18 protein-coding genes are annotated in these 23,887 nt (G+C 66.4%); 9 read left to right on the forward strand and 9 right to left on the reverse strand.

Translation table 11 applies throughout. From position 1 onward, the window contains the following. Positions 1 to 9: 9 nt before the first annotated feature. The 3 genes from tssF to tssJ are packed head-to-tail and all read left to right on the forward strand — an operon-like array spanning position 10 to position 3,469. A complete protein-coding gene (tssF, locus tag LJ656_RS07665) occupies positions 10 to 1,824 on the forward strand; it encodes a type VI secretion system baseplate subunit TssF (protein WP_230508665.1) in 1,815 nt (604 codons plus the stop codon). After that, positions 1,821 to 2,945 (forward strand): type VI secretion system baseplate subunit TssG, encoded by a 1,125-nt coding sequence (tssG, locus tag LJ656_RS07670; RefSeq protein WP_230508666.1) that lies wholly within the window; start codon positions 1,821 to 1,823, stop codon positions 2,943 to 2,945. Before tssF ends, tssG begins: the two co-directional genes overlap by 4 nt. Next, complete coding sequence (gene tssJ / locus LJ656_RS07675; RefSeq protein WP_230508667.1) at positions 2,945 to 3,469, forward strand: type VI secretion system lipoprotein TssJ; 525 nt, start codon at positions 2,945 to 2,947, stop codon at positions 3,467 to 3,469. The genes tssG and tssJ overlap by 1 nt, the downstream gene beginning before the upstream one ends. Here the strand turns inward: tssJ and LJ656_RS07680 are convergent. From LJ656_RS07680 to tatA, 4 genes are all read right to left on the reverse strand, one after another. Continuing rightward, positions 3,466 to 4,293 carry an SDR family NAD(P)-dependent oxidoreductase gene (locus LJ656_RS07680; protein ID WP_230508668.1) on the reverse strand — a complete coding sequence of 276 codons (828 nt, stop codon included), beginning with the start codon at positions 4,291 to 4,293 and terminating at the stop codon, positions 3,466 to 3,468. The two genes, tssJ and LJ656_RS07680, sit on opposite strands and share 4 nt — an antisense overlap. A 121-nt stretch (positions 4,294 to 4,414) precedes the next feature. Next, positions 4,415 to 4,786 carry a response regulator transcription factor gene (locus tag LJ656_RS07685; protein ID WP_230508669.1) on the reverse strand — a complete coding sequence of 124 codons (372 nt, stop codon included), beginning with the start codon at positions 4,784 to 4,786 and terminating at the stop codon, positions 4,415 to 4,417. Beyond that, entirely contained in the window at positions 4,786 to 8,202 is a 3,417-nt protein-coding gene (locus LJ656_RS07690) for a PAS domain-containing protein (RefSeq protein WP_230508670.1), read from the reverse strand. Before LJ656_RS07690 ends, LJ656_RS07685 begins: the two co-directional genes overlap by 1 nt. 217 nt (positions 8,203 to 8,419) lie before the next feature. Then, the gene (gene tatA, locus LJ656_RS07695) at positions 8,420 to 8,626 is read right to left on the reverse strand and encodes a Sec-independent protein translocase subunit TatA (RefSeq protein ID WP_230508671.1); all 207 of its coding nucleotides are present in this window, start codon (positions 8,624 to 8,626) and stop codon (positions 8,420 to 8,422) included. 447 nt (positions 8,627 to 9,073) lie between these two features. On the opposite strand from tatA, the gene treF reads away from it, so the two are divergent. Next, a complete protein-coding gene (gene treF, locus LJ656_RS07700; RefSeq protein ID WP_425605912.1) occupies positions 9,074 to 10,954 on the forward strand; it encodes an alpha,alpha-trehalase TreF in 1,881 nt (626 codons plus the stop codon). Between the two features lie 105 nt (positions 10,955 to 11,059). After that, positions 11,060 to 12,349 (forward strand): MFS transporter, encoded by a 1,290-nt coding sequence (locus LJ656_RS07705; protein ID WP_230508673.1) that lies wholly within the window; start codon positions 11,060 to 11,062, stop codon positions 12,347 to 12,349. Positions 12,350 to 12,392: 43 nt separating this feature from the next. On the opposite strand, the gene LJ656_RS07710 is transcribed toward LJ656_RS07705, so the two are convergent. Beyond that, entirely contained in the window at positions 12,393 to 14,819 is a 2,427-nt protein-coding gene (locus tag LJ656_RS07710; RefSeq protein WP_425605907.1) for a two-partner secretion domain-containing protein, read from the reverse strand. Positions 14,820 to 15,259: 440 nt separating this feature from the next. On the opposite strand from LJ656_RS07710, the gene LJ656_RS07715 reads away from it, so the two are divergent. Continuing rightward, positions 15,260 to 17,521, forward strand: a complete 2,262-nt coding sequence (locus LJ656_RS07715; RefSeq protein ID WP_230508674.1) for a two-partner secretion domain-containing protein — start codon at positions 15,260 to 15,262, stop codon at positions 17,519 to 17,521. 177 nt (positions 17,522 to 17,698) lie between these two features. After that, positions 17,699 to 19,414 carry a ShlB/FhaC/HecB family hemolysin secretion/activation protein gene (locus LJ656_RS07720; RefSeq protein WP_230508675.1) on the forward strand — a complete coding sequence of 572 codons (1,716 nt, stop codon included), beginning with the start codon at positions 17,699 to 17,701 and terminating at the stop codon, positions 19,412 to 19,414. A gap of 52 nt (positions 19,415 to 19,466) precedes the next feature. On the opposite strand, the gene LJ656_RS07725 is transcribed toward LJ656_RS07720, so the two are convergent. Beyond that, positions 19,467 to 19,991, reverse strand: coding sequence for a PRC-barrel domain-containing protein (locus tag LJ656_RS07725; RefSeq protein WP_230508676.1), 525 nt, complete (start codon positions 19,989 to 19,991; stop codon positions 19,467 to 19,469). 245 nt (positions 19,992 to 20,236) lie between these two features. On the opposite strand from LJ656_RS07725, the gene LJ656_RS07730 reads away from it, so the two are divergent. Beyond that, positions 20,237 to 20,665 carry a YciI family protein gene (locus tag LJ656_RS07730; RefSeq protein WP_230508677.1) on the forward strand — a complete coding sequence of 143 codons (429 nt, stop codon included), beginning with the start codon at positions 20,237 to 20,239 and terminating at the stop codon, positions 20,663 to 20,665. Positions 20,666 to 20,707: 42 nt separating this feature from the next. On the opposite strand, the gene LJ656_RS07735 is transcribed toward LJ656_RS07730, so the two are convergent. Beyond that, positions 20,708 to 21,160, reverse strand: coding sequence for a cation diffusion facilitator family transporter (locus LJ656_RS07735; RefSeq protein ID WP_230508678.1), 453 nt, complete (start codon positions 21,158 to 21,160; stop codon positions 20,708 to 20,710). Further along, positions 21,157 to 21,645, reverse strand: coding sequence for a cation diffusion facilitator family transporter (locus LJ656_RS07740; RefSeq protein ID WP_230508679.1), 489 nt, complete (start codon positions 21,643 to 21,645; stop codon positions 21,157 to 21,159). The genes LJ656_RS07735 and LJ656_RS07740 overlap by 4 nt, the downstream gene beginning before the upstream one ends. A 137-nt stretch (positions 21,646 to 21,782) precedes the next feature. Here LJ656_RS07740 and LJ656_RS07745 point away from each other — a divergent pair, with 137 nt between their 5' ends. Continuing rightward, on the forward strand, positions 21,783 to 22,310 hold the full coding sequence (locus LJ656_RS07745; RefSeq protein WP_230508680.1) for a GNAT family N-acetyltransferase: 528 nt from the start codon (positions 21,783 to 21,785) through the stop codon (positions 22,308 to 22,310). Positions 22,311 to 22,390: 80 nt separating this feature from the next. Here the strand turns inward: LJ656_RS07745 and LJ656_RS07750 are convergent, their stop codons facing one another. Beyond that, positions 22,391 to 23,863 (reverse strand): amidase, encoded by a 1,473-nt coding sequence (locus LJ656_RS07750; protein ID WP_230508681.1) that lies wholly within the window; start codon positions 23,861 to 23,863, stop codon positions 22,391 to 22,393. Positions 23,864 to 23,887: the final 24 nt, after the last annotated feature.

Consider the following 23,887-nt stretch of genomic DNA (forward strand, 5'->3'; position numbering starts at 1 on the left):
ACAACCCGAATGGAAAAAGACGATCCCATCCTGCGCTACTACGAAGCCGAGATGCGCTACCTGCGCGAATCGGGCAAGGAATTCGCGAAGGCGCATCCCGACCGCGCGCGCATGCTGAACCTCGACCGCGTCGGCGATCGCGATCCGTATGTCGAGCGCCTTCACGAAGGCTTCGCGTTCCTGACCGGCCGCCTGCAACAGAAACTCGACGACGAATTGCCGGAGCTCACCGAAGGCCTCGTGAGCCTGTTGTGGCCGCACTATCTGCGCATGATTCCGTCGCTGGCGGTTGTCGAACTGATCCCTTTGCGCGAAAAGCTGCAAAGAACCGAAGTCGTACCCGCCGGTGTGCCGGTCCGGTCCGCGCCGATCAACGTTGGGCCGCCGTCGGGCGCCGAAGGCACGACGCCGAAACCCGTCCAATGCCTGTACCGTACCACCCAGGCCGTCCAGCTTCAGCCACTGTCGATCACACACGCGGGACCCACCGTGCGCCACGACGGCCGCTCGGTGATTCGTGTGGGCTTCGAGCTGCACCATTCGGCACGGCGCGAGGAAATCGATCTGTCACGGCTGCGCCTGCATCTGAATGCCGAACTGCCGGTCGCGTTCGCGATGCATTTCGCGCTCACCCGCCAGCTCGATTCGGTGCTGTGTCGCATTCCTGAAGTTCGGGATGGCGAAGCGCTGCCGCTCTCCGGTATCACGATCGAGCCCGCGGGTTTTTCGACTGAAGAGCGGCTATGGCCGAAGGCGGATGCGGCGTTCTCGGGTTACCAGTTGCTGCTCGAGTACTTTTCGTTTCGCGAGAAGTTCCTGTTCATCGACCTGTGCGGACTCGACGTCGCGAAACTTCCAGCGGGCACGACCCGTTTCGAACTCGAGCTGCTTCTGACGGGCGCTTATCCGTCGGACCAGCACTTCAGCCGGGACAATCTGCGGCTCTTCTGCTCCCCGGTGATCAACCTGTTCGAACTCGACGCGGAGCCGGTCGAGATCAACCATCACGACACCGAGTATCGCGTCGTGCCGGCCGGTCATCAGGGCGAGCACGTCGAAACCTATTCGGTCGATGCAATCTGGACCTTCGATCACGACACCGCCGAGCGCTACGAATACGTGCCGTTTGCCACCTTCCGGCATCGCGGCGGGATGCTGCGTCACGAGGCGCCGGAGCGTTATTTCCATGCACGCGTGCGTCCGGGCATCGCGGGGCTGCACGAAACGTGGGTGATTCTCGGCGGCCATGCGTGGGAAAGCCGGGACACGCTGCCGGAAGAAAGCCTTTCGCTGCGCGTGACCGGCACCAACGGCATGCTGGCGCGCAAGGGGTTGCGCGAAGCGAACCTCAGCGAACTCGCCGCGAGCACGCCGAACGTGGCCGGCGTGCGGAACCTGGTCGCGCCGACGTTGCCGCTTTATCCGCCGACCGGCGACCGCTTTCAGTGGCGCGTGCTGTCCCACCTGGCGCCGAACTTCCTGTCGATGATGGATGCGGAAGTGCTGCGCGGCGCGCTCGCACTGTACGACTGGACCGGCGACGAACTGAACGCGCGGCGTCTGGCCGGCATTGTGTGGGTTTCGCAAGAACTGCTCGAAGAAGTGTCGGGCGGCTCGGTCGAGCGGGGTGTGCTGATCGAAGTGACGCTCGATTCGCACGCGTTCGCCGGCGACGGCGATCTGATGCTGTTCGGCGAACTGCTGCATCGCTTCTTTGCCGCTTATGCGGAAATCAATCTGTTCACGAAGCTTGCGATCGTGAGTCTGCCGTCGCAAACGCGCACGGTCTGGCCGCGCAGCAAGGCACAACGCGCGCCGCTATGAAACCGCACGATCTTCCCAATGTCGAGCCGCTCGTCGCGGCGCTGCTGGAACGCGCGCCGCGAATGAGCTTCATGCAGCTGTGTCGTCTGCTCGAAGTACGCGCGCCGGATCGTCCCGGCTTCGGCACGCGCGATACGCCTGAACACGAGCCCGTGCGTTTCGGCGCGTGGCCGCGCGTCGGATTTCCCGCCGGCGAAGTCGCCAGAGTGGAATATGACAGTACGTTCGACGACGACGGCAGACCACCCGCGCCGCCGACCGTACGCACGACGTTCATGGGCCTGTACGGCGTCGATGCCGCAATGCCGCCGCATCTGATCGACGACATCGTGGTGCGCGAAGAAGGGCACGAGGCCGTCGAAGCGTTTCTCGACCGCTTCAATCATCGTTTCGTCACCGTGCTGTACCGCGTTTGGAAAAAGTACCGCTACCCGGAGAGCTTCCGTCCCGCAGGCCGCGACGCGCATTCGCGCAACCTGCTGTGTCTGGTCGGCTTCGGCTGGGGCGGCAAGCCTGAGCGCGCGGGCTTGCCCGATTCGCGGATGCTTGCGCTGCTCGGTCTGCTCGGCATGAAGACCCGTACGCCCGAGGGTCTCGCGGGGGTGATCGCACTCGCTGTGCCGGGTGTCGACGTGCGCGTCGACGAATTTTTTCCGGCGGTCACGAGTGTCGGACAACCGCGCACGCTCACTTCGCGTCCCGCGGCCGCGGAGCAGGGGACCGAAAAACTGCGTGGCCTGGGCGGCGGTTATGTACTGGGCCGGCGGCTTGCTTATCGCAGCCGGGCCGTGCGCGTCACGCTGCGTCCCGACAACGCCCGCGATGCGCACGACCTGCTGCCGGGAGCGTGGCTGCATCGCGAGTTGATCGCGTTCGTGCAGCTGTATGTCGGCGTCAAGGCGGATGTCCACCTTCGGATGGAGGTGTCGTCGCGACTGGCGCCGCTGCCGACGATCGGCACAGCCCCCGCCGAACCCGCACCACGACTCGGCTGGACGACCGTCTTGCCCGCCGAAAACGAACGCATGATCACCATTGCACTCGGTGTGCGCGAAGCGTTTCCGGCACCGCCCGCCAATCCCTATCTGAGCCCGCAACGCGCTGAATCGAGGAACCGTTGATGTTTATTCGTCTCGCCATTGCTACCGTCGCGTCTGTCGTGCTGCTGTCCGCCTGCGGCGCGTGGCAGACCGTCTCCGACTCGACATCGAGCGCCTATCAAGCCGTGTTCTACAAACAGGTGAAAGTGCTCAACGTCGATCTGTCCGCGCGTGAAGCACTGAATCCCGACGACGCCGGACGCGCGACGTCGGTCGCGGTGCGCGTGTACCAGTTGAAAGATCGCAAGCTGTTCGACGGCGCATCGTACGACGATCTTCTGAAGCACGACCGCACCGTGCTCGCGCAGGACCTGCAGGACAGCATGGCGGCCGCGCTGAATCCGGGCGCGGCCGCCAGTCTGTCGCAACCGATGAAAGCCGACACGAAGTATGTGGCCGTCGTCGCGTTCTACCGGAACCCGGGCGCGGGCAACGGGTGGAAATACGTGGTCGAGAAAAAGAAGCTCGATGCGGATAAGCCGTTGAAGCTGGAAATGGTGGATCAACTGCTGATCGCGAACGGCGAGCCTCCCCCATCCCGCTAAAACGCGACCGACTCGCTGACCGCCCGCCACTGCGCATCTTCCGCGGCTCGCAAGCGCGCGGCGTCGGCGGCGACCGCCACCGCATCGCTGCCGAGCAGTAAGCGCAGCGGCGCAGTCGCCGAGCCGGCAATACTGATCAGCACATCCGCGACGCGCGCGGGGTCCCCAGGCTGCTGGCCGTCGCTCGCACGCAGCCGCGCGACGACCGGCTCGATCACCGGTTTGTACGCAGCGCTGATCGCCGGCACCGTCATCGACGTACCGGCCCAATGGGTGCGCATCGCGCCCGGCTCGGCGATCGTGACCTTGATGCCGAACTCGCGCACTTCCTTCGCCAGCACCTCGGAGAAACCGCCGACCGCCCACTTGGCCGCCTGATAAGCGCCGAGACCCGGTCCCGCGACGCGTCCGCCGACCGACGAAACCTGGATGATGTGCCCGGAGCGCTGCCGGCGCATCGCCGGCAGCACCGCGCGCGTCACGTTGCACACGCCGAAGAAATTCACCGCGATCTGCGCATGCAGTTCGGCATCCGACAGATCTTCGATCGCCGCGACGTTCGCATAGCCGGCGTTGTTGACCAGCACGTCGAGACGGCCGAATTGCGCGACCAGCGCGTCGACCGTTTCGCGCACCGCGCGCGGATCGGTCACGTCGAGTTCGAACACGCGCACCTGCTTGCCATATCGTTCGACGAGGTCGGCGAGCCGGCTCGCGTCGCGCGTCGTCGCGCCGAGATTGTCGCCGCGCGCGAGAACCGCTTCCGCGAGCGCGCGCCCCAAACCGCCGGTACAGCCGGTGATAAACCACGTTGCCTGAGTCATCGTGCTTCCCCTGTAAAAGAGTCGATAGCTGGAACCGCTATCAAAGCATCGCTGCGTATCCGGCGTATTTCCGGTTTGTATCGGCGTGTATTAGCGGCGGCGACGCGTGCAGCACTACGTTTCATCCGATCCGCAAAGCGGCGCTGAGTGCGCGCAGCAGATCGGCCTCGCTGAACGGTTTGCGCAGGCAGTCGACCGCCCCTTGCGCGATCAGCTTCGGACGCTCGGTGCCGTCGCCGTGCGCGGTGATGAAAATCACCGGAATAGGGTAGCCGCGCCGCTGCAATTCCCGATGAAGCGCCGGGCCGTCCATGCCCGGCATTGCAATGTCGAGAATCAGGCAGCGAGTCGCGTTCAGATCGCCCGAGTCGAGGAACGCTTCGGCGGAGCAAAATGCCTGCACCGCAAAACCGCACTCGGTCAGCAGGTCGGGGAGCGATTCGCGTACGGACTCATCGTCATCGATCACCGCGACGAGCAACTGCGCGCTCATCAGCGGCTCTCCTTCGCGTCGGCAGCGAGTGCGTGATGCTCCGCACGGCCCGCTGCATCGGCCGCCGCATTGTCCGAAACTGCGCGGTCCGCATCGGCGCACGGCGGGATCGCGAACACGAAGCACGCGCCGGGGCCGTCGTTCGCGACCGCCCACAACTGCCCGCCGTGGCTTTCGATAATCGAGCGGCTCACCGACAGCCCGATGCCCATCCCGGCACTCTTGGTCGTATAAAACGCTTCGAACAACCGATCGGTATCCTGACCGTCGAAGCCGGCGCCGTTGTCGCGCACCGCGAGATAGACGCGCCCGTCGGCGTCGATGCCGGTCTGCACGTTCAGCAGATGCGGACGTCCGGTCACCCCGTGCATCGCATCGGCGGCATTCAGCAGCAGGTTGACGATCACCTGCTGCAATTGCACCCGGTCGCCGCTGACCGCGGGCAGACTTTCGGCGAACTCCGGCTGCAGCACCACGTTGTGCCGTTGCAGTTCGCCCAGCAGCATCGCGATCACTTCGCGCGCCGCCTCGTTGAGGTCGACCGGTTCCGCGCAATTGCCTCGCTTCGCGAACATCGCCCGCAAGCGCTGGATCACATCGGACGCACGGTGCCCGTCGCGAATCGTGCGGCGCGCGGTCTCGCGCGCGCCGTCGAGATTCGGCGGGTCGGCGGCCAGCATCCGCAGGCAGGTGCTGGCATTGGTGACGATGCCGGCGAGCGGCTGATTCACTTCGTGCGCGATCGACGCGGTCAACACGCCGAGACTGGCCGCCCGCGCGACGTGCGTGAGTTCGGAGCGCACCTTGCCGAGCGTTTCCTCCGACAGCCGGCGCTGCGTAATGTCCTGCAACGCGCCGATGTACTCCAGCTGATCGTGCTCGTTTCTGGTCGCATGCGCGACCAGATGCACATGCTTGACCCGTTCGGGCGACGTGGCGAGGCGGAATTCGTGCTCGAAGTCGCGGCCATCGGTACGCTGCCGTCTAAGCACTTCGTTGAGCGACGGCAGATCTTCCGGGTGAGTGCGCGAGAAGATCAGTTCGAAGCCGGGCGCGAGCGCCGTGTCGAGTTCCGCGATCCGGTAGATCTCCTCGGACCAGATGATCTCGTCGGTATCCACGCGCCATGAGAACGTGCCGGTCAGACTGAGCCGCTGCGCCTTCGCGAGAAACGCCTCGCTCTGTTTCAGCGCGGCTTCCGAACGCGCGGATTCGATCGCGATATTGGCCAGATGCGTAAAGCGGGCGATCAGATTCTCGTGTGCATGATCGGGCGTGGTCGGCTGCCGATGCATGATCGACAGCACCCCGGCGACCGTGCCGTTGGCCGACCCGTTGGTTGTCCCGCTTGCCGTCCCGCTTGCCGTCCCATTGCCGCCGGCGATCGGCGTCGACCAGTTCGAGCGGATCCCGTGCGCAGCGGCCAGCGAACGCCACGCGGGCCAGCGCGGCTCGTGCGCCAGATCGGGCGCGATGATCGGCAGGTTCGCGAGCGCCGCCAACGCGACCGGATCGGCCTGCGCGTCCGCCTCGCGGCCGACGATCCGCTCCACCAGTTCCGCGGGCACGCTCGGCGCGGCGCCCGCCTGCAGGTGCAGTACCGGCGCGCCGTCGGCCGACGGTTGCGAGCGGCGCGGGTCGATCAGCACGATGCTGCATAGCGCGCCGTCGAGGATCGTTTCGATCAGCCGGCAAACCGCGTCGAGAACCGGCGCGAGCAACGCGCCGCCGGCCATCATGCTCAGCAGCTGCTTTTCGCCGGCCAGCAGCATTTCGGCTCGCTTGCGGTCTTCGATGTCGGTATTGGCGCCGTACCACTTCAGCAGTTGGCCGGCCGCATCACGCTGCGGCATCGCGCGAATCAGGAACCAGCGATACGCGCCGTCGTGGCGCCGCAGCCGGGCCTCGTATTCACCTGGCTCTCCTGCCTTGATCAGCGCCTGCCAGTAGATCGCGAGTCCCGCCGCATCGTCCGGATGAACGGCGGAAGTCCAGCCGAAGCCGCTCGCTTCTTCTCGCGTCATGCCGGTGTATTCGCTCCAGCGCTGGTTCAGGAAGTCGACACTGCCATCGGGCGCGGTGCTCCATACGAAGCTCGGCACCGCGTCGATGATGTCGCGCATCCGGTCCTCGGATGCGCGCACGTCCGCGAGCGCCTGTTCGAGCCACAACTGCGAGCGCATCCGCTCGACCGTGATGCTGGCGATCTGCGTGAGTTGACCGAGCAGCGCGAAGTCCTGCGTGCCCGGCGCGCGGGAGCGCTCGAAATACAGCGTGAACGCGCCGAGCAATTCGCCCGACGCGGCGGCGACCGGCATCGACCAGCACGATCCGAAACCGTACGACGCCGCACTCCCGGGCCAGTCGGCCGGCGCCCCTTGCGTCGGCGCGCGCAGGTCGGCGGCGATGATCGGCTCACGCAGACGGACCGCGGTCGGCCAGCCATCGCCGCCGGCCTCGTCCGCCTCTTCGTAAAGCGCGGCCACGAACTGCGACGGCAGCGAAGGCCCGACGGCCAGTTCGATGCGCCGGCCGCTCGTATCGAGCAGCATCGCGCCGCAACAACAGCCGCCGATCGTGTTCTCGACCAGCCGGCAGAATGCATCGAGAACTTCCGGGCGGGTGCGATCGCGCGCGACCAGTTCGAGCAACTGCTTTTCGCCGTTCAACAGGCTCTCGGCGCGCTTGGCCTCGTCGATATCCGCATCGACGATAAACCAGCGCACGATTCGCCCATCGCTGTCCCTGAGCGGCAAGCCGCGCACATGGAACCAGCGGTACTCGCCGTCCGCGCGCCGCACCCGGTGCACGAATTCATACGGCTCGCCGGTTTCGACCGCGCGGGCCCAGCAGGCGATCGCCGCCGGCAGGTCGTCGGGATGGACGGTTTCGGCCGCCTTGTAGCCCTTCAGGTCTTCCTGGGTGACGCCGAGATAGTCGAGCGAAAAGCGGTTGAAGTACTCGGCGCCGCCGCTCACATCGGCGAGCCCGATAAAGGCGGGAATGCTGTCGACGATCGCGCGCAGATCGATCTGGCGCAGGTCCGCCGGTTCGACGCTCGATTCCAGTTCGTCGATGTCGGTGCCCAGTCCGTACAGTTTGACGGCACTGTCCTTCGCGCCGGCCACCGCACGCGCGCGCAACACGAAGCGGCGATAGCGGCCATCGCGACGGCGCAGGCGCGCGACGGTTTCAGTCGTGGTACCCCCCGCAGCGGCCATCCGCCAGCATGCGAGCAGTTGGGGCAGATCGTCCGGATGAGCGATCGCGGACCATCCGCAGGCGACGGCCTCGCCGCGACTCTGCCCGCTGTATTCGCACCACGCGTGGTTGACGTCATCGATGCGCCCGTCGGCAAGCGCGGTCCACACCAGGCCCGGCAGCAGATCGGCGACGCCGCTCAATTCGTTGTTCATGCTTTCTCTCTCGGCGGTCGCCGGCACACGAGCATGCACCATCGGGCGACGGCGGCCCATCATACTTTGGTATTGGTGGCGAGCGTCGACGCGCGGGCCCGCGCCACTGCGCGTAAACGGAAACCGGGCCGATCCTCGCTACCGCTTCGCGGTCTTCGAGAGATCGGCCCGGTTGGGTCGCTCAGGATCCTCCAGTAGGATCCTCCAGCTGGAGTCCCTACTTCGCGCTCACGTCCTTCGCCTGGACATCGATCGTGGCCGCGTTGGCATTCGCAGCCGGTGTCGGCGTATCGCCCATGCCTTCCTTGAATGCCTTGACCGCGCTACCGAGGTCGGAACCGGCGGTACGCAGCTTTTTGGTACCGAAAACGAGTGCCACGATCGCGAGAACGATGAGCCAATGACCGATGCTGAGACTTCCCATATCACACCTTTAAACGAGAGAACTGCTGAATCCGTAGGAATTTCGCACTGACTTTGCGCCGCGCTTCGCGGTTCGACAAGTCATGCGGCCGACGCGAATTCTGCCATAAAAATCAAAGCGTTATATGTCCCCCTTTGTAAATTGAAGACACTGCCGATTAACGCGGAAATTATTACCCGGAAAGTCCTTTGCGCTTATTCCACTTCCAGCGAAGCTTGCATCACTCGCGATGCGGCAACACGCGTTCGAATGACCGCCCGCTCGGGACCGGGTCCCGTAATTGCTCCCGAATGCGTTTTCAAGGCGTTTCGAAGCCCACATCAAGTGCGCTGCGTGAGCGATCCGCACTGGGGCCCGCCGATGCTATTGCCAACGTCGACGTCCGCGTCGTTCTCACCTGGTCCGCCGATGCCATCCCGTTACGCTGTGCCGTTTTCAATGCCTGCGATGCGGCGCTTTCGCCGCGCGGTTGTGTGCGCGGCCGCGGCCGCCGCACTTGCGCTCAGCGCGAGCGCCGGCGTAAGCGCGCAAACCGCTCCGACGTACGCGCCGAACTCCGCGCCGCCGCAGCCGGGCGCGCCCGCCGCCACGCTGCCGGCCTTGACCATCGATGCGCTCGCCGCCAGCAGCGCGAACGCGCAGCGCGCCGCCAACGCGGATCACGCGCAGCCGTCGCCGGTCGTGCCGACGCCGCCGTCGGAGTTGTACGGCGAGCTGTACCGCGACGTCGAACTCGCGCATCTGTATCCGGACAGCAAGACGTTCGCCGACATGGTGCCGAACGAGCCGCCGGCCCAGCTCGTCGCCGACTACAACAGCGCGCGCACGCAGCCGCAATTCGATCTGAAGCAGTTCGTCGACCGGCATTTCACGCTGCCGCCGCGCGCCGCGAAGCGCTATGTGTCCGATCCCGACCAGAACGTCACCGCGCACATCGATACGTTGTGGAGCGTGCTGCGCCGCGACCCGGATGCGAGCGCGAGCCCGTATTCGTCGCTGTTGCCGCTGCCCGCGCCGTACATCGTGCCGGGCGACCGCTTCGACGAAATCTACTATTGGGACTCCTACTTCATCATGCTGGGGCTCGACGCGAGCGGCCAGCACGCGCTGGTCGACGACGAGCTGAACAATTTCTCGACGTTGATCGACCGCTATGGCCACATCCCGAACGGCAATCGCACCTACTATCTGAGCCGCTCGCAGCCGCCGTTTTTCGCGCAGATGGTGCAACTGGTCGCGCAAAAAGAAGGCGATCAGGTCTACGCGCGCTATCTGCCCGAGCTGCGCCGCGAGTACGCGTACTGGATGTCGGGCAGCGGTAGCGTCAAGCCCGGCGAGGCAGCGCTCCATGCGGTGCGGCTTACCGACGGCACGCTGCTCAACCGCTATTGGGACGAACGCGCGACGCCGCGCGACGAGTCGTATCGAGAGGACGTGCTGACCGCGCAGCAGATCTCGCAACGCGACCCGCAGGACCTGTGGCGCAATCTGCGCGCGGGCGGCGAAACCGGCTGGGATTTCAGCTCGCGCTGGTTCGCCGACGGCAAGACGCTCGCGACGATCGACGTAACGTCGCTGCTCCCCGTCGATCTCAACTCCCTCATGTATGACCTCGAACGCACGCTCGCGAAGGCGTACCGCGTGACCGGCGATGCGAGCCACGCGGAGAATCTCGAACAACGCGCGCGCGTGCGCGCCGATGCGATTCGCCGGCTGCTGTGGGATCCGCAACTGCACGCGTTCGGCGACTACGACTTCGTGCATCGCGCGCTCACGCACCGGCTCAGCGCCGCGACCGTGTATCCGCTGTATGTCGGCGTCGCGAATCGCAACGAGGCGCGCGAAGTCGCGCAGACGCTTCGCGACCGTCTGCTGCGTCCCGGCGGTCTCGCGACCACGCAGACCAACATGGGCCAGCAGTGGGACGAACCGAACGGCTGGGCGCCGCTGCAATACCTTGCGGTGATCGGGCTGCGTCGCTATAGCGAGCCGGAGCTCGCGCGCGAGATCGCCACGCGCTGGATTCGTACCAACGTCGCGTACTTCCAGAAGACCGGCAAGCTGGTCGAGAAGTACGACGTGGACGCGAACGACAAATCCGCGGGTGGCGGCGAGTACCCGCTGCAGGACGGCTTCGGCTGGACCAACGGGGTGCTGCGCGTGCTGATGCAGCTCTATCCGGAGGCGGTGAGTTCGACGAGGCCGGCCGATCTGCCGGGCGGCGCGGCGGGGGTATCGGCCGCGGCGTCAGCGGCGGCGGCCGCGCCGCAGACGTCGCACAGTACCTCGCCGGCGACGCCTGGAAGTCCGAAAAATCCGGGCAGGTAGTAGCGATACCGGGATGAGCGCTTGACTGCCTGAGCGGGCCCCGAGCCGCTACGATGCGTCCGATAGCTCGAACGGACATTCGTCCCCGCACAGAAGATCTCGAAGATGAATCGCAAGCTCGATACCGCAGCGGTCGAACCGCTGCCGCCCCACGCGCCGCCCGCGCCGCGGGTCCCGCCGCCGGCCGACGACGAAGCCACCGCGCACTGGCAGCGCAATCTGTGCGTCTGCGTGTTCGGCTCGTTCACGACGATCGTCGCGATGACGCTGCTGCTGCCGTTCCTGCCGCTCTACGTCGAGCAGCTCGGCGTGAAGGATCACGCGGCGATCGTGCAGTGGTCCGGCGCCGCGTTCGGCGCGACCTTTTTCAGCGCCGCACTGGTCGCGCCGCTGTGGGGCAGGCTCGCGGACCAGTACGGGCGCAAGCTGATGCTGATCCGTTCGAGCCTCGGCATGGCGGTCGCGATGTCGCTGATCGGCATGGCGCACTCGGCCTGGCAACTGGTCGCGCTGCGGCTGCTCGCGGGTTTACTCGGCGGCTATGCGTCCGGCTCGATGATCCTCGTCGCGACGCAAACGCCGAAGGAGCGTTCGGGCTGGGCGCTCGGCGTGCTGTCGTCGGGGATCATGGCCGGCAATCTGGTCGGCCCGCTGGTGGGCGGATTTCTGCCGCCGCTGATCGGCATCCGCGCAACCTTCTGGGCGGCGGGCGCGGCGATCTTCGTCGCGTTTCTCGCGACGTTGTTTCTGATCCGCGAAGCGCCGGTGCGCAAACGCGGCGGCCAGGCGTCGAAGCAGGGCGCGTGGGCCCAGGTGCACGACAAGGCGCCGTCGATCGCGATGCTCGCCACCGGTCTGTTGCTGATGCTCGCGAACATGTCGATCGAACCGATCATTACGGTCTACGTCGCACAACTGACTAAACCGCAAAACGTGACGATGGTCGCCGGATTCGTGATGTCGGGCGCCGCGCTCGGCAGCGTGATCTCGTCGTCGCGGCTCGGCAAGCTGGCCGACCGCGTCGGGCACTGGAACGTGATCATCGGTTGTCTTGCGGTGTCGGCGGTGCTCCTGATCCCGCAAGCGTTCGTCACCGCAAGCTGGCAACTGATCGTGCTGCGCTTTCTGATGGGTATCGCGCTGGGCGGCCTGCTGCCGTGCATCGCGAGCGTGATCCGTCACAATGTGCCGGCCGGCGTGGCGGGCGCGATTCTTGGTTACTCGGTTTCGTCGCAATACGCGGGGCAGGTGGCCGGGCCGCTGTTGGGCGGTTTCGTCGGCGGCCATGTGGGGATGCGCGCGGTGTTTCTCGGCACCAGCGTGCTGCTCGCGCTCGGGGCGGTGGCGAACTGGCGGATGAAGGTGAGCCGTGGGGAGGCAAGGGCGGCGCGGTGAACGACTGTTCGTGGGCTCGCAACGACGCGTCCGCCCACGCCCATCACTGCGCAACCTGCCACCGCAACACCGGATGCGTCGCGCCCGCCGGCATCGCCCACACGCCGGCCGGAGAGAAGTCATACGACACGAACGACGCCGGCGTACTCATCTGCGTGGTCGTCAATCCGTTAGCCGCCGGTAGCGGCGTGCCGTACAGAACGCCGACCGTCGCGCTTGTCGTCTCCTTGTTCCAGTACACGTCGTCCGAGATCGTGCCGGTATTGCTGCGTGCGATGCCGATCGGTTGATAAAGCGGCTGCGTGACCAGCCCCGTCGCGAACGACTGGGTGATCGTGCCGGTGTTGTATACGACGAGCCCCGCGCCCCCGCATGGCGTGCCGGCAGCGCCGCGGCAGTAGCCGCTGAGCAGCGTCGAGCCGGTCGCATACGACTGCGTGATCGTCCCGCCGTTGTTGCCGACGAGGCCGCCCGCGCCTTCATTGATATAGCCGAGCGAGACGAGCGCGCCGGTGGCGAAGGACTGCGAAACAAGTCCAGTGTTCGCGCCGATCAGACCGCCCAGCGTATTGCCGGTCGTCAGCGCGACGCCGCTGGAGGAACGCAATACGCTGCCCGTATTGACGCCCAGCAGTCCGCCGGCGACCGTGTAATCGATCGAGGAACCGCTGCCCCCGCTGGTCAGCGTGCCGGCCGCGTCGACCCGCAGCACCGTGCCGTTGTTCACGCCGGCCAGCATGCCCATGTACGCATACGTGTTGCCGCCGAGCGAACCACGGCCGCTGACGCTCAGATTGCGCACCACGCCCGTGTTGCCGATCTGACCGAACAGCCCCATCAGTTGCGGGATGTACATGCTGCCGGACGGCCATGGCTGCAGCGTCAGCGGACCGATGGTCTTGCCCTGGCCATCGAACTGACCGGTAAACGGCGTGACCGAATTGCCGAGCGGCATCCATGCGGCGCTGCTCGTTGCGCTCGCATCGATGTCCTTGCCCAGCGCATAGTTGCCGCCCGGATCCTGCGCAACGCTTTGCAGGTCGGTCAACGAATTGATCAGCCGGTAAGCGGTGAACTGAGTAACGAGCCCGCTGTACGCGAGCGGCGCCCATGCCGGATTGCCCAGTTGCGTACCGGCCGTATAGCTGCCGTTCATGTCGTAGAACGCGCTGACCGTGCCCGTGCTCGCGGACCAGTCGAGCGTGCCGTGGTTGACGACACTGCCGCCGTTGCCGAGCGCGGATGCATCGGCGCGCAGGTTCAGATTGCCGGCGCCCCGGTTCGCGATCGTCGCGCCGTTGCCGATCGACACGTCGTGATACGCGGCGAGCGTCAGCGTTGCCGGGCCCCGCCAGCGCAGATTCGCAGCGACACCCAGATCGCCGCTCGAACCGTTCGCGCCGGTTGTCGCGACATCGACCGACGTGCCCGCGTTCAGGCTGCGCTGCAAAGCGCGCGCGGCGGGAGCGTCGATCGTGAAAGCAGGCGTCGTCAGGTTCCATTGGCCGGCCCGGACCGCCGCATCGCGGCCGAACGTGAGTTGCGCCGCTTGCGTATCGACCGTCCCGCCGCTGCCGTCCGCGTTGCTCGCGACGATCGTGCCGGTCTGAGTGACCGCGCCGCCGTCGGCGACCAGCCACACATGGCCGGCGCGGCTCGCGGTGCCGGTCGCGCGAATCCGCGCGCCCGCGCCGGCGAGCGCATAGACGTTCCCATCGGCGGCCTGCAGGCTCGCTTGCGCGGCGTCGATCCGTCCACTGGCGACGACGCTGCCTTTGCTGCCCGTTTGCACGAACACCTGTCTGCTGGCGGCCGAGTCCTGCAACAGCACCGTGGCGCCGGCGGCCAGTTCGGCCGTGCCGTTCGGCGCGCTCACCGAGCCCGCGTTGACGACCATGCCGCGCGCGATAAGGAACACGTCGCCGCCGCTCGAACCGGTCTTGCCCAGGTTGATCACGCTGGCGTTCGAGTCGCCCGACAGCGTCAGCGCGCCGCCCTTCATGAACGCGCAGTTGCAGACGTCGAGCGTGGACGCGACAAAACGGCCCCCGGTGCTCACCACGCCCGACGGTCCGACCACCACGCCTTGCGGATTGATCAGATACAGATCGCCGGTTGCACGCAGGCGTCCGAAAATGGCCGAAGGCGAGCCGCCGGTGACCCGGTTCAGCGTCGCGCCCGAGCCGTTATTGAACGTGACGATATTGGCCGGTCCGATTGAAAAGCTGTTCCATTCGATCACGCCGCGCGTCGAGCCGGGTTGCGTGACCACCAGTGCGTTGCCGCCGCTCGTTATCGTGCCGGCGCCGGCGACGTAGCCGCCGCCTTGCGGCAGCACGCCTGCCGCGCTCGCGATGTGCGGCAACGACAGTCCCGTGAGCGAGATACCGAGCGCGAGCCACACGCGCGCAATCGAGTCGTTGCGCTGCAATGCGCGGCCCATGGACCGGGGTGAGTAAGGACGCGTCATAGCTGCTCCTTTCCGCCTGAGCGCGCGATCGTCACGCGCGAGCGGCAGCGTCTGAAGAATAGCAGTCGGTTTGGCAGCCGCCGGTTCGCAATCTCAGCGTTTTACGCCTGTGTCAGCGGCTGATCCGCGTTTTCATCCGCATCCGAGGGCGCCCGGACGGCCCGCACGAAAGCGGGCCAATGCGTGTTTGGCCGCCGCGATCGATCTAAGGGTTTGTCCAGAGTCGATCCCATTCCGTGGAGATTTAGGCCGAAAACGTTGAGGTCGCAACGTCATGCGGCGCTATTCGTCCCATCATTCGGTCTGCAAAATGACAGCGTGACCGCAAGGGTTTTTCGCGTGCCATCGATGATCCGCCATCGGTAAAACCGACGACCACCAACCGGTATCCACGCACGTTTGACCGCCGCCGATACCGATAGCCAATAACAGGGACCGAGATGAAAAACGTCTGGCTGGTATCGCATCCGCAATGGTTCGGCACGCGACGCAACGCGCTCGTTGCGTTGCCGGTTGCCGCAGCCGTGTGTGCCTGTTTCGCGTCTGCGTATGCGCACGCGGCAGGGCCGGCAGGTTCATTACCGAGCGGCGGACAGTTCGTGGCAGGCAGCGGGACGATCGCCGGCAACGGCTCGACGCTGACGATCAGTCAACCGGGCGGCAACGCGGTCGTCAACTGGGACAGCTTTTCGATCGGCAACAAAAACCGCGTCGAGTTCGCGAACGGCAACGGCGCGACGCTCAATCGCGTGACCGGCGGCTCGCCGTCGGCGATTCTCGGCACGCTCACCGCGACCGGCAGCGTGTATCTGATCAACCCGCAAGGGATCGTGATCGGCCGCAACGGCGTGGTCACCACCAACGGCCGCTTCGTTGCGTCCACGCTCGACGCGGACCCGGCCGCCTTCATGAACGGTCAACCGTTGGCGCTCAGCGGCAATTCGACGGCGAGCGTCGTCAATCTCGGCAAGATCGCGTCGAGCGGCGGCGATGTGTTTCTGATCGCCGGCCAGGCGGTCGAGAACCGCGGCACGATCAGCGCGCCCAACGGCACCGCCGAACTCGCGGTCGGCCAACAGGTTCTGTTGCAGGACTCGTCAACGGGCAAGCAGGTATTCGTGCAGGCGGGCGACGGCGGCACGCTGACCAATCGCGGCACGATCGAGGCCGCGCAGATCAGCCTGCAAACGGTCGACGGCAATATCTACGCGCTGGCCGGCAAAAACGAAGCGCTGCGCGCGACCGGCACCGCCACCCGCGACGGGCACGTGTGGCTGGTCGCCGATCAGGGTCATCTGCAAGCGGGCGGCGTCATCGCCGCGCCGGGCGGCACCGTCGACATGAGCGCGGCGACGTTCAGGTTTCCGAAGCACGGCACGACCATCGACGCGCGTCAATGGAACCTCGCGACGCCGGGCCTGACCATCGACGACGCGACCGCGAACGCGTTGATGCAGGGGCTGAACGCGGGCACCTCGGTGAACGTGCGGACCACCGGACTGGACAACAACGCCGGCGACCTCAACGTCGCGTCGAGCATCAACTGGCAGGGCGGGGCGTCGCTGACGCTCGCCGCGTATCGCTCGCTGACGGTTGGGCAGAACGCGTCGATCGCGAATCAGGGCAGCGGCAATCTGACGTTGCGCGCGGATGCGGCGAGCGTCGACAACGGCGGCTCGATCGCGAACAACGGCACGCTCGACTGGTCGCGCAGCACCGGCATCGTCAATGCGCTGTACGACATGAACGGCACCTATAGCGCCGGCACGTTGAGCGCCAATCCGGGCTGGACGCCAGCCGCCGGCAGCGGCCAGCTCACGCAGTTCACCGCGTACAAGCTCGTCAACAACGTGAACGACCTGCAGAACATCCGCGAGGACCTCGCCGGCAATTACGCGCTCGGCACCGACATCGACGCAACCGGCTACACGTTCACGCCGATCGGCAATCACACCACGGCGTTTACCGGCCAGTTCGACGGCATGTCGCATACGCTGTCGAACGCGACCTTCCAGATCACCGATTATTATCAGGACCACTCGTCGGGTCTGTTCGGCGTGGTCGGTCAGGGCGGTGTGCTGCGCAACGTCGGGGTGGAAAACAGCACGGTGCGGGAAAGCTCCCAAGGCAGCGGGATTCTCGCCGGCGTGAACGAGGGTGTGATCGCCAATGCGCATACGAGCGGGCGGGCCGGCGAGATCTACCAGGACAGCACGACGTTCGGCGGCCTCGTCGGCGTCAACGACGGCACCATCGAGCGCTCGTGGAGCAGCGCGACGGTCTCCGGCTCCAGCGCGAACGGCGGACTGGTCGGCTATAACCGCGGCTCGATCACGCAGTCGTACGCGACCGGTGCGATCGACCCGGTCTTCTCGACCGGCTTCGGCGGCGGCCTCGTCGGCGTCAACGACGGCACGATCAGCCAGTCGTTTTCGACTGGCGCGGTGGGAACGCGCCGCATGCCGACCCACGGCCTGATCGCATTCGGCAGCGGCAGCGTCGCGCCCGACGTGTACTGGAACACGGAGACGAGCGGCCAGGCCGCGAGCGGCAGTAACGACCTGCCGGCCGCGAACGGGTTGACGACCGCGCAAATGAGCAACACCGCAAGCTTCGCCGGCTACGACTTCGGACCGAACGGCGTGTGGCTGATGCCGGCGGGCGCGACGCATCCGGTATTGCGGCAGGCGGCGGGTGAATGACGCTCCGGACCCGCGAGTCGCGCTCGGCACGCTCAACGCGATCAATACCGCAACGGCGGGCTGAGCTTGCATAACAGGAAGCACCACGCACATGCGACGCCGCAGTCCCGCCTGAATCGCCGCACGCGGGCGGCGAGCCATCTTTGTTGGCTGCGCGTCCTGCCATGTGTCGCGGCATTGCTGCATGGCGCGCCCGCCGCGGCCCAGGCATGGCGCGATGTCGCTCCGCAACCCGCGCCGCAAGCGCCGCGCGCCGCGCCGGCGCAACCTTCGGCGCCGGCCCCGGCCGACGCCGGGCGGATCGCGGTCGAACGGCTCGCGGGACTCGTGTTCGAAGCCGCGGGGACATCGGCAACAAGCGCGACAGCAAGCGCGGCAGCGCCGACCCCGCAGCAACGTATCGTCGCCGACGCACTGCCGGTACTCGATGCCGCGTTCCTCCAGCAGTTCGCGGCCGACCTCGATCGACCGCTGAGTTTCGGCCGACTCGCCGAGATTCGCCGTGCGGTGATCGAGCATTACCGGGCGGCGGGTCAACCGCTCGTCGATGTCTACGTCCCCGAGCAGGATGTCAGCGCGGGCGTGGTGCGGATCGACGTTGCGCAATTCAAGCTCGGCCGGATTCGCGCAAGCGGCAACCGCTATTTTTCGAGCGCGCTGCTCGAACGCGAGATGCCGCTCGCGGCCGGCGCACCGATCCCGCAGTCGGACGTGTCGTTGGGCCTCGCGGTGCTCAACGCGAATCCATACCGGCGCGTCGATGCGGTGTTCGCGCCCGGCGACGCCCCGAATACGACCGACGTACTGCTGCAAACGGAAGACCGCCTGCCGCTGCGCGCGAACCTCGGATACGACAACGCGGGCGTGCCCGACCTCGGCCGCAACCGCTTTTTTGCGGGCCTCGGCTACGGCAATCTGTTCGGTCTCGATCAGCAGATTGCCTATCAATTCACAGCCAGCGACGACATCTTCAGTGGCAATCCGGAGACTGCGGGCCACAGCAATCGCACCCGTTTTACCGCGCATGCGCTGAGCTACACCGCGCCGCTGCCGTGGCTCGACAGCATCGAACTGTTCGGCGTGTATGCGCAAAGCGCACCGCGGCTGCCCGATGCGTATGGGCAAACCGGCATCTCCGCGCAGCTCAGTTTCCGCTACGACCTGCGGCTGCCGGGCATCACCGACACGACCCAGTTGCTGCAATTGGGCTACGACTACAAGCGCAGCAACAACGACCTCGAATTCGGCGGCTTTCAGGTGTTCAATTCGAACACCCATATTCATCAGTTTCTGCTGACGTACGACATCAGCAAGCCGACCGCAACGGGGACCGCGCATGCGTCGGCGACGCTCGTTGCGAGTCCCGGCGCGTTCGACCGCGACAATCGCGATGCCGCGTTCAACGCCGCCCGTCAGGGCGCGACCGCCCGCTATACGTACCTGCAACTGAGCGCGGCGGGCGGCGTCGCGCTGGGCGCCGGCTTCACGTTGTCGGCGAACGGCGTGTTCCAGTGGACGCCCAATACCTTGTTGCCGAGCGAAGAGATGGGGCTCGGCGGCGAATCGAGCGTGCGCGGCTACGACCCGTATGTCGTGCTCGGCGATCGCGGCTGGAATTTGCAGACTGAGTTGCGCGCGCCGGCGATCGCGTTCGGCGCGAGCGATGCCGTCGTGCAACCGTTCGTCTTTTTCGATGCCGGGCACGTGTGGAACCGCATCGATCAGCCGGCCGAGAACAATCCGGGACTGCTCGCGGGTGTCGGCGCGGGACTGCGCTTTCGCTGGTCGCGCCATGTCGATTTGCGCTGCACCTATGGCGCGCCGTTGCGCGCGCCGTCCCCGGGCGGTTCGAAGTCGCCGACGGTGCTCGTTTATCTGTCGATCGGGACTTGAAACGACGCACTCAGGTGGTGGCGCGCGCCGACCGCGATCTTCGTCGCCGTTGCTATAGCTTCACATCGCCGCGCTCCGGCGAGTCCGGTGCGTCGCCGACACTCTCGCCGATGCGCAGATCGCCGCGTTCGTCGAGCGGCGCTTCCGCACGCCGGATCCAGTAAGGACGCGCGTGATAGTACGCATGCACGTGGGTCGCCCAGTCCGGGTCGGCCATCGCCGGCCAGTGGTCCTTGTCGAAGCCCGGCGCCTGCCGGACCTGCTCGGTCGACGCCGACAGCACGAACCAGTCGCGCGCGGTGTCAAGCGTCAGCGACGGCCACGGGATCGCCAGCAGCTTGCCGCCGATGCCGAGAAAGCCGCCGCTCGCCAGCACCGCGTACGCGATCCGGCCGCCGCGCACGTCCAGCATGATGTCCTTGATCTTGCCGACGTCGTCGCCGTCCGCGCTCAGTACGGTGCGGCCCGCGAGCGTCGCCGCGGCCATTACGTCAGGGCCCGGGCCGTAGGCCGGCGCGCTGCTGGTGCGCGCGGATGGCGCGCCGGATTCGCTGATGGGTTGATCGGGTTGATTCATGGCTGGCCTCCTTGAAGAAACGTCGCCTGGTAAACCGCCGCGCCGCCGCGCGCGCGAACTTCGATCCAGGCGCCGTACGCGCGGCCGCGACATCGGAATCGACGCATCAGCTGTGCCCGACGCAAAGTTGCGTGACGCCGAGCGTCGTCCCGACTTGCGCGTGTCGATTTCTGATCCGATCATTCGTCGTAGTCCCGGAAGGCGCGGGAGCCTTCACACGATATCGACGTCAAAGGAGAAACCGAATGCGTGTCATGGTGATCGTCAAGGCAAGCCCCGAATCCGAAGCCGGGCAGATGCCGAGCATGGAGCTCATCGAGGCGATGGGCAAATACAACGAGGAACTGGTCAACGCCGGGATCATGCAGGGCGGCGACGGGCTGAAGCCGAGTTCGGCCGGCGTGCGCGTGCGGTTTTCGGGCAAGGAGCGCACCGTGATCGACGGCCCGTTCGCCGAAACCAAGGAGCTGATCGCCGGGTACTGGCTGTGGCAGGTGAAGTCGATGGACGAAGCAATCGAGTGGGTCAAGCGTTGCCCGAATCCGATGGTCAGCGATTCGGACATCGAAATCCGGCCTTTTTTCGAACCCGCGGATTTCGGCGAGGCTTTCACGCCGGAGCTCCAGGAACAGGAAAAGCACCTGCGGCAACAGATCGACGCGCAAACGCGCTGAGCCTGTTCGTCGTCGTTGGCACCAGAACACGCGAGCCGCCGGCTACAACGGCTCGCGGCCGTGCTCCCGCAACTCGGGCTCGAAGAAGATCCATCGCGCCGCCGGGAAGCGCTGCTTCAGGTCGTTCTCGAGCCGGTCGATCGTGCGCACCAGCTCGCTCGCGCTGCGCTGCGGTTCGAGCTCGGCCTGAATCGCGATCACCAGATCGTCCGACCACTTCAGCGCGATCAGACTGACGATGCGTCGAACTTCGGGACGAGCTTCCAGCCACGCGTGCATCTCTTCGCGGATGTGCCGGTGCGCCGCTTCGCCGACCAGCAGCGATTTGATCTCGCGCATCGAGAACAGCGCGGTGGCCATCAGCACCAGACCGACGCCGATGCTGCCGAGCGCATCGTAAAGCGGATCGCCGGTCAGCACGGCAATGCCGAGCGCGAGCAGCGACACCAGCACGCCGGCGAGCGCGGCGACGTCCTCGCTGACCGACAGCATCACGGCCGGCCGCTTTCCTTGAACCAGTGCAGCAGCCCTTTGGCGCGATGGCGCGGGTCGATCGTGCGAATCGACGCTCTGAGCGCGAACGCCTCGATCACGCCCGACGCGCACAACACGCCGATCGCCAGCAGCGGGTGTTCGAGCGCCGAATGATGCACCGCCCGATAAATGCCGAACGCGATCGACGCAACGCCCCCGCCGATAAACAGCTGCATCGCCACCAGCATCCCGTACACATAGGTCTCGCGGCCGAAACCGAGCGGATGTTGCTCGTCGGGCGCGGCGCGCGCCGCGCGATGGCCGAACAGCAGCGCAAGCTGGTTCAGACAGTCGACGCTGGAGTGGACCGCCTCGGCGAACGCGGCTCCCGAGTTGGTGTAGAAGGCGGCGCCGAACTTGCAGGCCGCGACCGCGAGATTCGAAGCGAGCGCGTAATAGATCGCGCGAGGCGTGGTTGACGCGTGGCGCCCGGCCTTGCCCCTCATGAGTCGTTCTCCTCGTCGGTATCGAACCGGCGCGGTTCCCGAGCTTGGACCATAACGAGCAAGATGCAGACCGCTCGGGCCGTCCATTATCGTGTACCATCGCGGCAATATAGTAGACCGACTGGGGAGTCTTCACCATGGAAATCCGCGACGCGGGCGCGCCCGATCTCGAACGTATCACCGCGATTTACAACGACGCGGTGGCCAACACGACGGCCATCTGGAACGACAAGGTGGTCGATCTCGCGAACCGCGCGGCATGGCTCGCGGATCGTCAGAAAGCCGGCTATCCGGTGCTGGTCGCGCTCGACGAGCAGGGCGTGACGCTCGGCTACGCATCGTTCGGCGACTGGCGCGCGTTCGACGGCTATCGTCACACCGTCGAGCATTCGGTGTATGTGCATGGCGACGCGCGCGGCAAGGGGATTGGCCGGGCGCTGATGGAGGCGCTGATCGAACGGGCGCGCGCGATCGGCAAACATGTGATGGTCGCCGGCATCGAGGCGAACAACACCGGTTCGATCCAGCTGCACGAAAAGCTCGGCTTCACGCACGTCGGCCGGCTGAACGAAGTCGGCATGAAGTTCGGCAAGTGGCTCGATCTCGCGTTCATGCAACTGACGCTCGATTCGCGTCCGACGCCGGACGCGGCTAACCCCCTTTGACTTCGGCGCGCCGCCGCTCGCAACGAAGCGGCGGCGCGCGCGGCACCTCGGAACTGCTGCCGCCGCGCTGTTATGCGCCGTTACGCGCCGGTCAGCGGCGGCCGTACCCGGCTATGCGCGGCCGCCTGCTCGTACGCATGGCCCAGTTGCAGCACGCCCCAGTCGTCGCGATAGCGGCCGGCGATCTGCATGCCGATCGGCAACCCCGTTGCGCTGAAGCCGCACGGCACCGCGAGCACCGGCGCTTCGGTCACGGACAGATACCAGCAGATTCGCATCCAGTCGATGTACGACGTATAGCGCTCGCCCATGAACGACGCGGGCCAGCGCAGCGACGCGTCGAACGGATGCATCTGCGTGGCCGGCAGCACGTAGAACGGATGCTCGTTCGTGAACGCGCGCATCCGCTGGAACAACGCGCTCTTGCGCACGAACATCTGACCGAGATCGGCCGCGCTCAGCGAGCGGTGCAGCCGGCATTCGTCGTCGATCTCGGGCTTGAGCAGCGACTGCGCGTCGGCGTCGAGTTGCTGGACCAGCGTGCCGATCATCCACGCGCGCTCGATCCGGAACACTTCCTCGGCGTCCGCGAGGTCCGGGTCGGCGAACACGACTTCGCAGCCGAGCGCTTCGAACACCGCCGCCTGCGCGTGTACCGTGCGGCGGATTTCCGGGTCCACCGCGAGCCCCGCGAGACTCTCCGAGAACGCCACCCGCACGCCGCGAAAATCGCGCTCCAGCGGCCGCGCGAAAGTTGCGCCGGGCTCGTAGAGTTCGGTCGCGGTTTCGCCGCTCGGACCCGCGATCGCGCTGAGCAGCAGCGCGGTGTCGGCGACGTTGCGCGCCATCGGACCGTCGACGCCGAGCGTCGCCCAGCCGTTCAGATCGGGCGCGCGCGGCACCCGGCCCGGCGACGGCCGCAGACCGACGACGCCGTTCCACGCAGCCGGATTGCGCAGCGAACCGCCCATGTCGCTGCCGCACGCGAGCGGATTCATCCCGGCTGCGAGCGAGGCCGCCGCGCCGCCGCTGCTGCCGCCCGCCGACTTGCTCGGATCCCAGGGGTTGCGGGTGACGCCGAACACGTCGTTGAACGTGTGGGAGCCGGCGCCGAATTCGGGCGTGTTCGATTTGCCGATCATCAGCGCGCCCGCCGCATCGCAGCGCCGCGCGACCAGCGCGCTCCGCTCGGGCACGTGATGCTCGAACACTTTCGAACCATAGGTGGTGCGCACCCCGCCCGTCGCGGTCAGGTCTTTCTGCGACACCGGCAGTCCGTGCAGCACGCCTTGCCATTCGCCGGCCGCCCAGCGCGTGTCGATCTGCCGGGCGCGGGCGCGCAATTGCTCGCTATCGCCGAGCGTGACGAGCGCGTTGATTTGCGGATTGACCGCGTCGATGCGGGCGAGGTGAGCGTCGAGGATTTCGACCGCGCTCACTTCGCGCTTGCGTTGCAGGTCGAGCAACGCGAGCGCGGACAGTTCGCATAACGAGTCGATGCCGGTGGCGCGATGAGCGGTAGCGGAACAAGCGGTATTCGGCGTGTCGTACATGGCGGTTTATTCCGTCGGGACAGG

The sequence above is a fragment of the Paraburkholderia sejongensis genome (genome assembly GCF_020880815.1).
GTDB classification, from domain to species: Bacteria; Pseudomonadota; Gammaproteobacteria; order Burkholderiales; family Burkholderiaceae; genus Paraburkholderia; species Paraburkholderia sejongensis.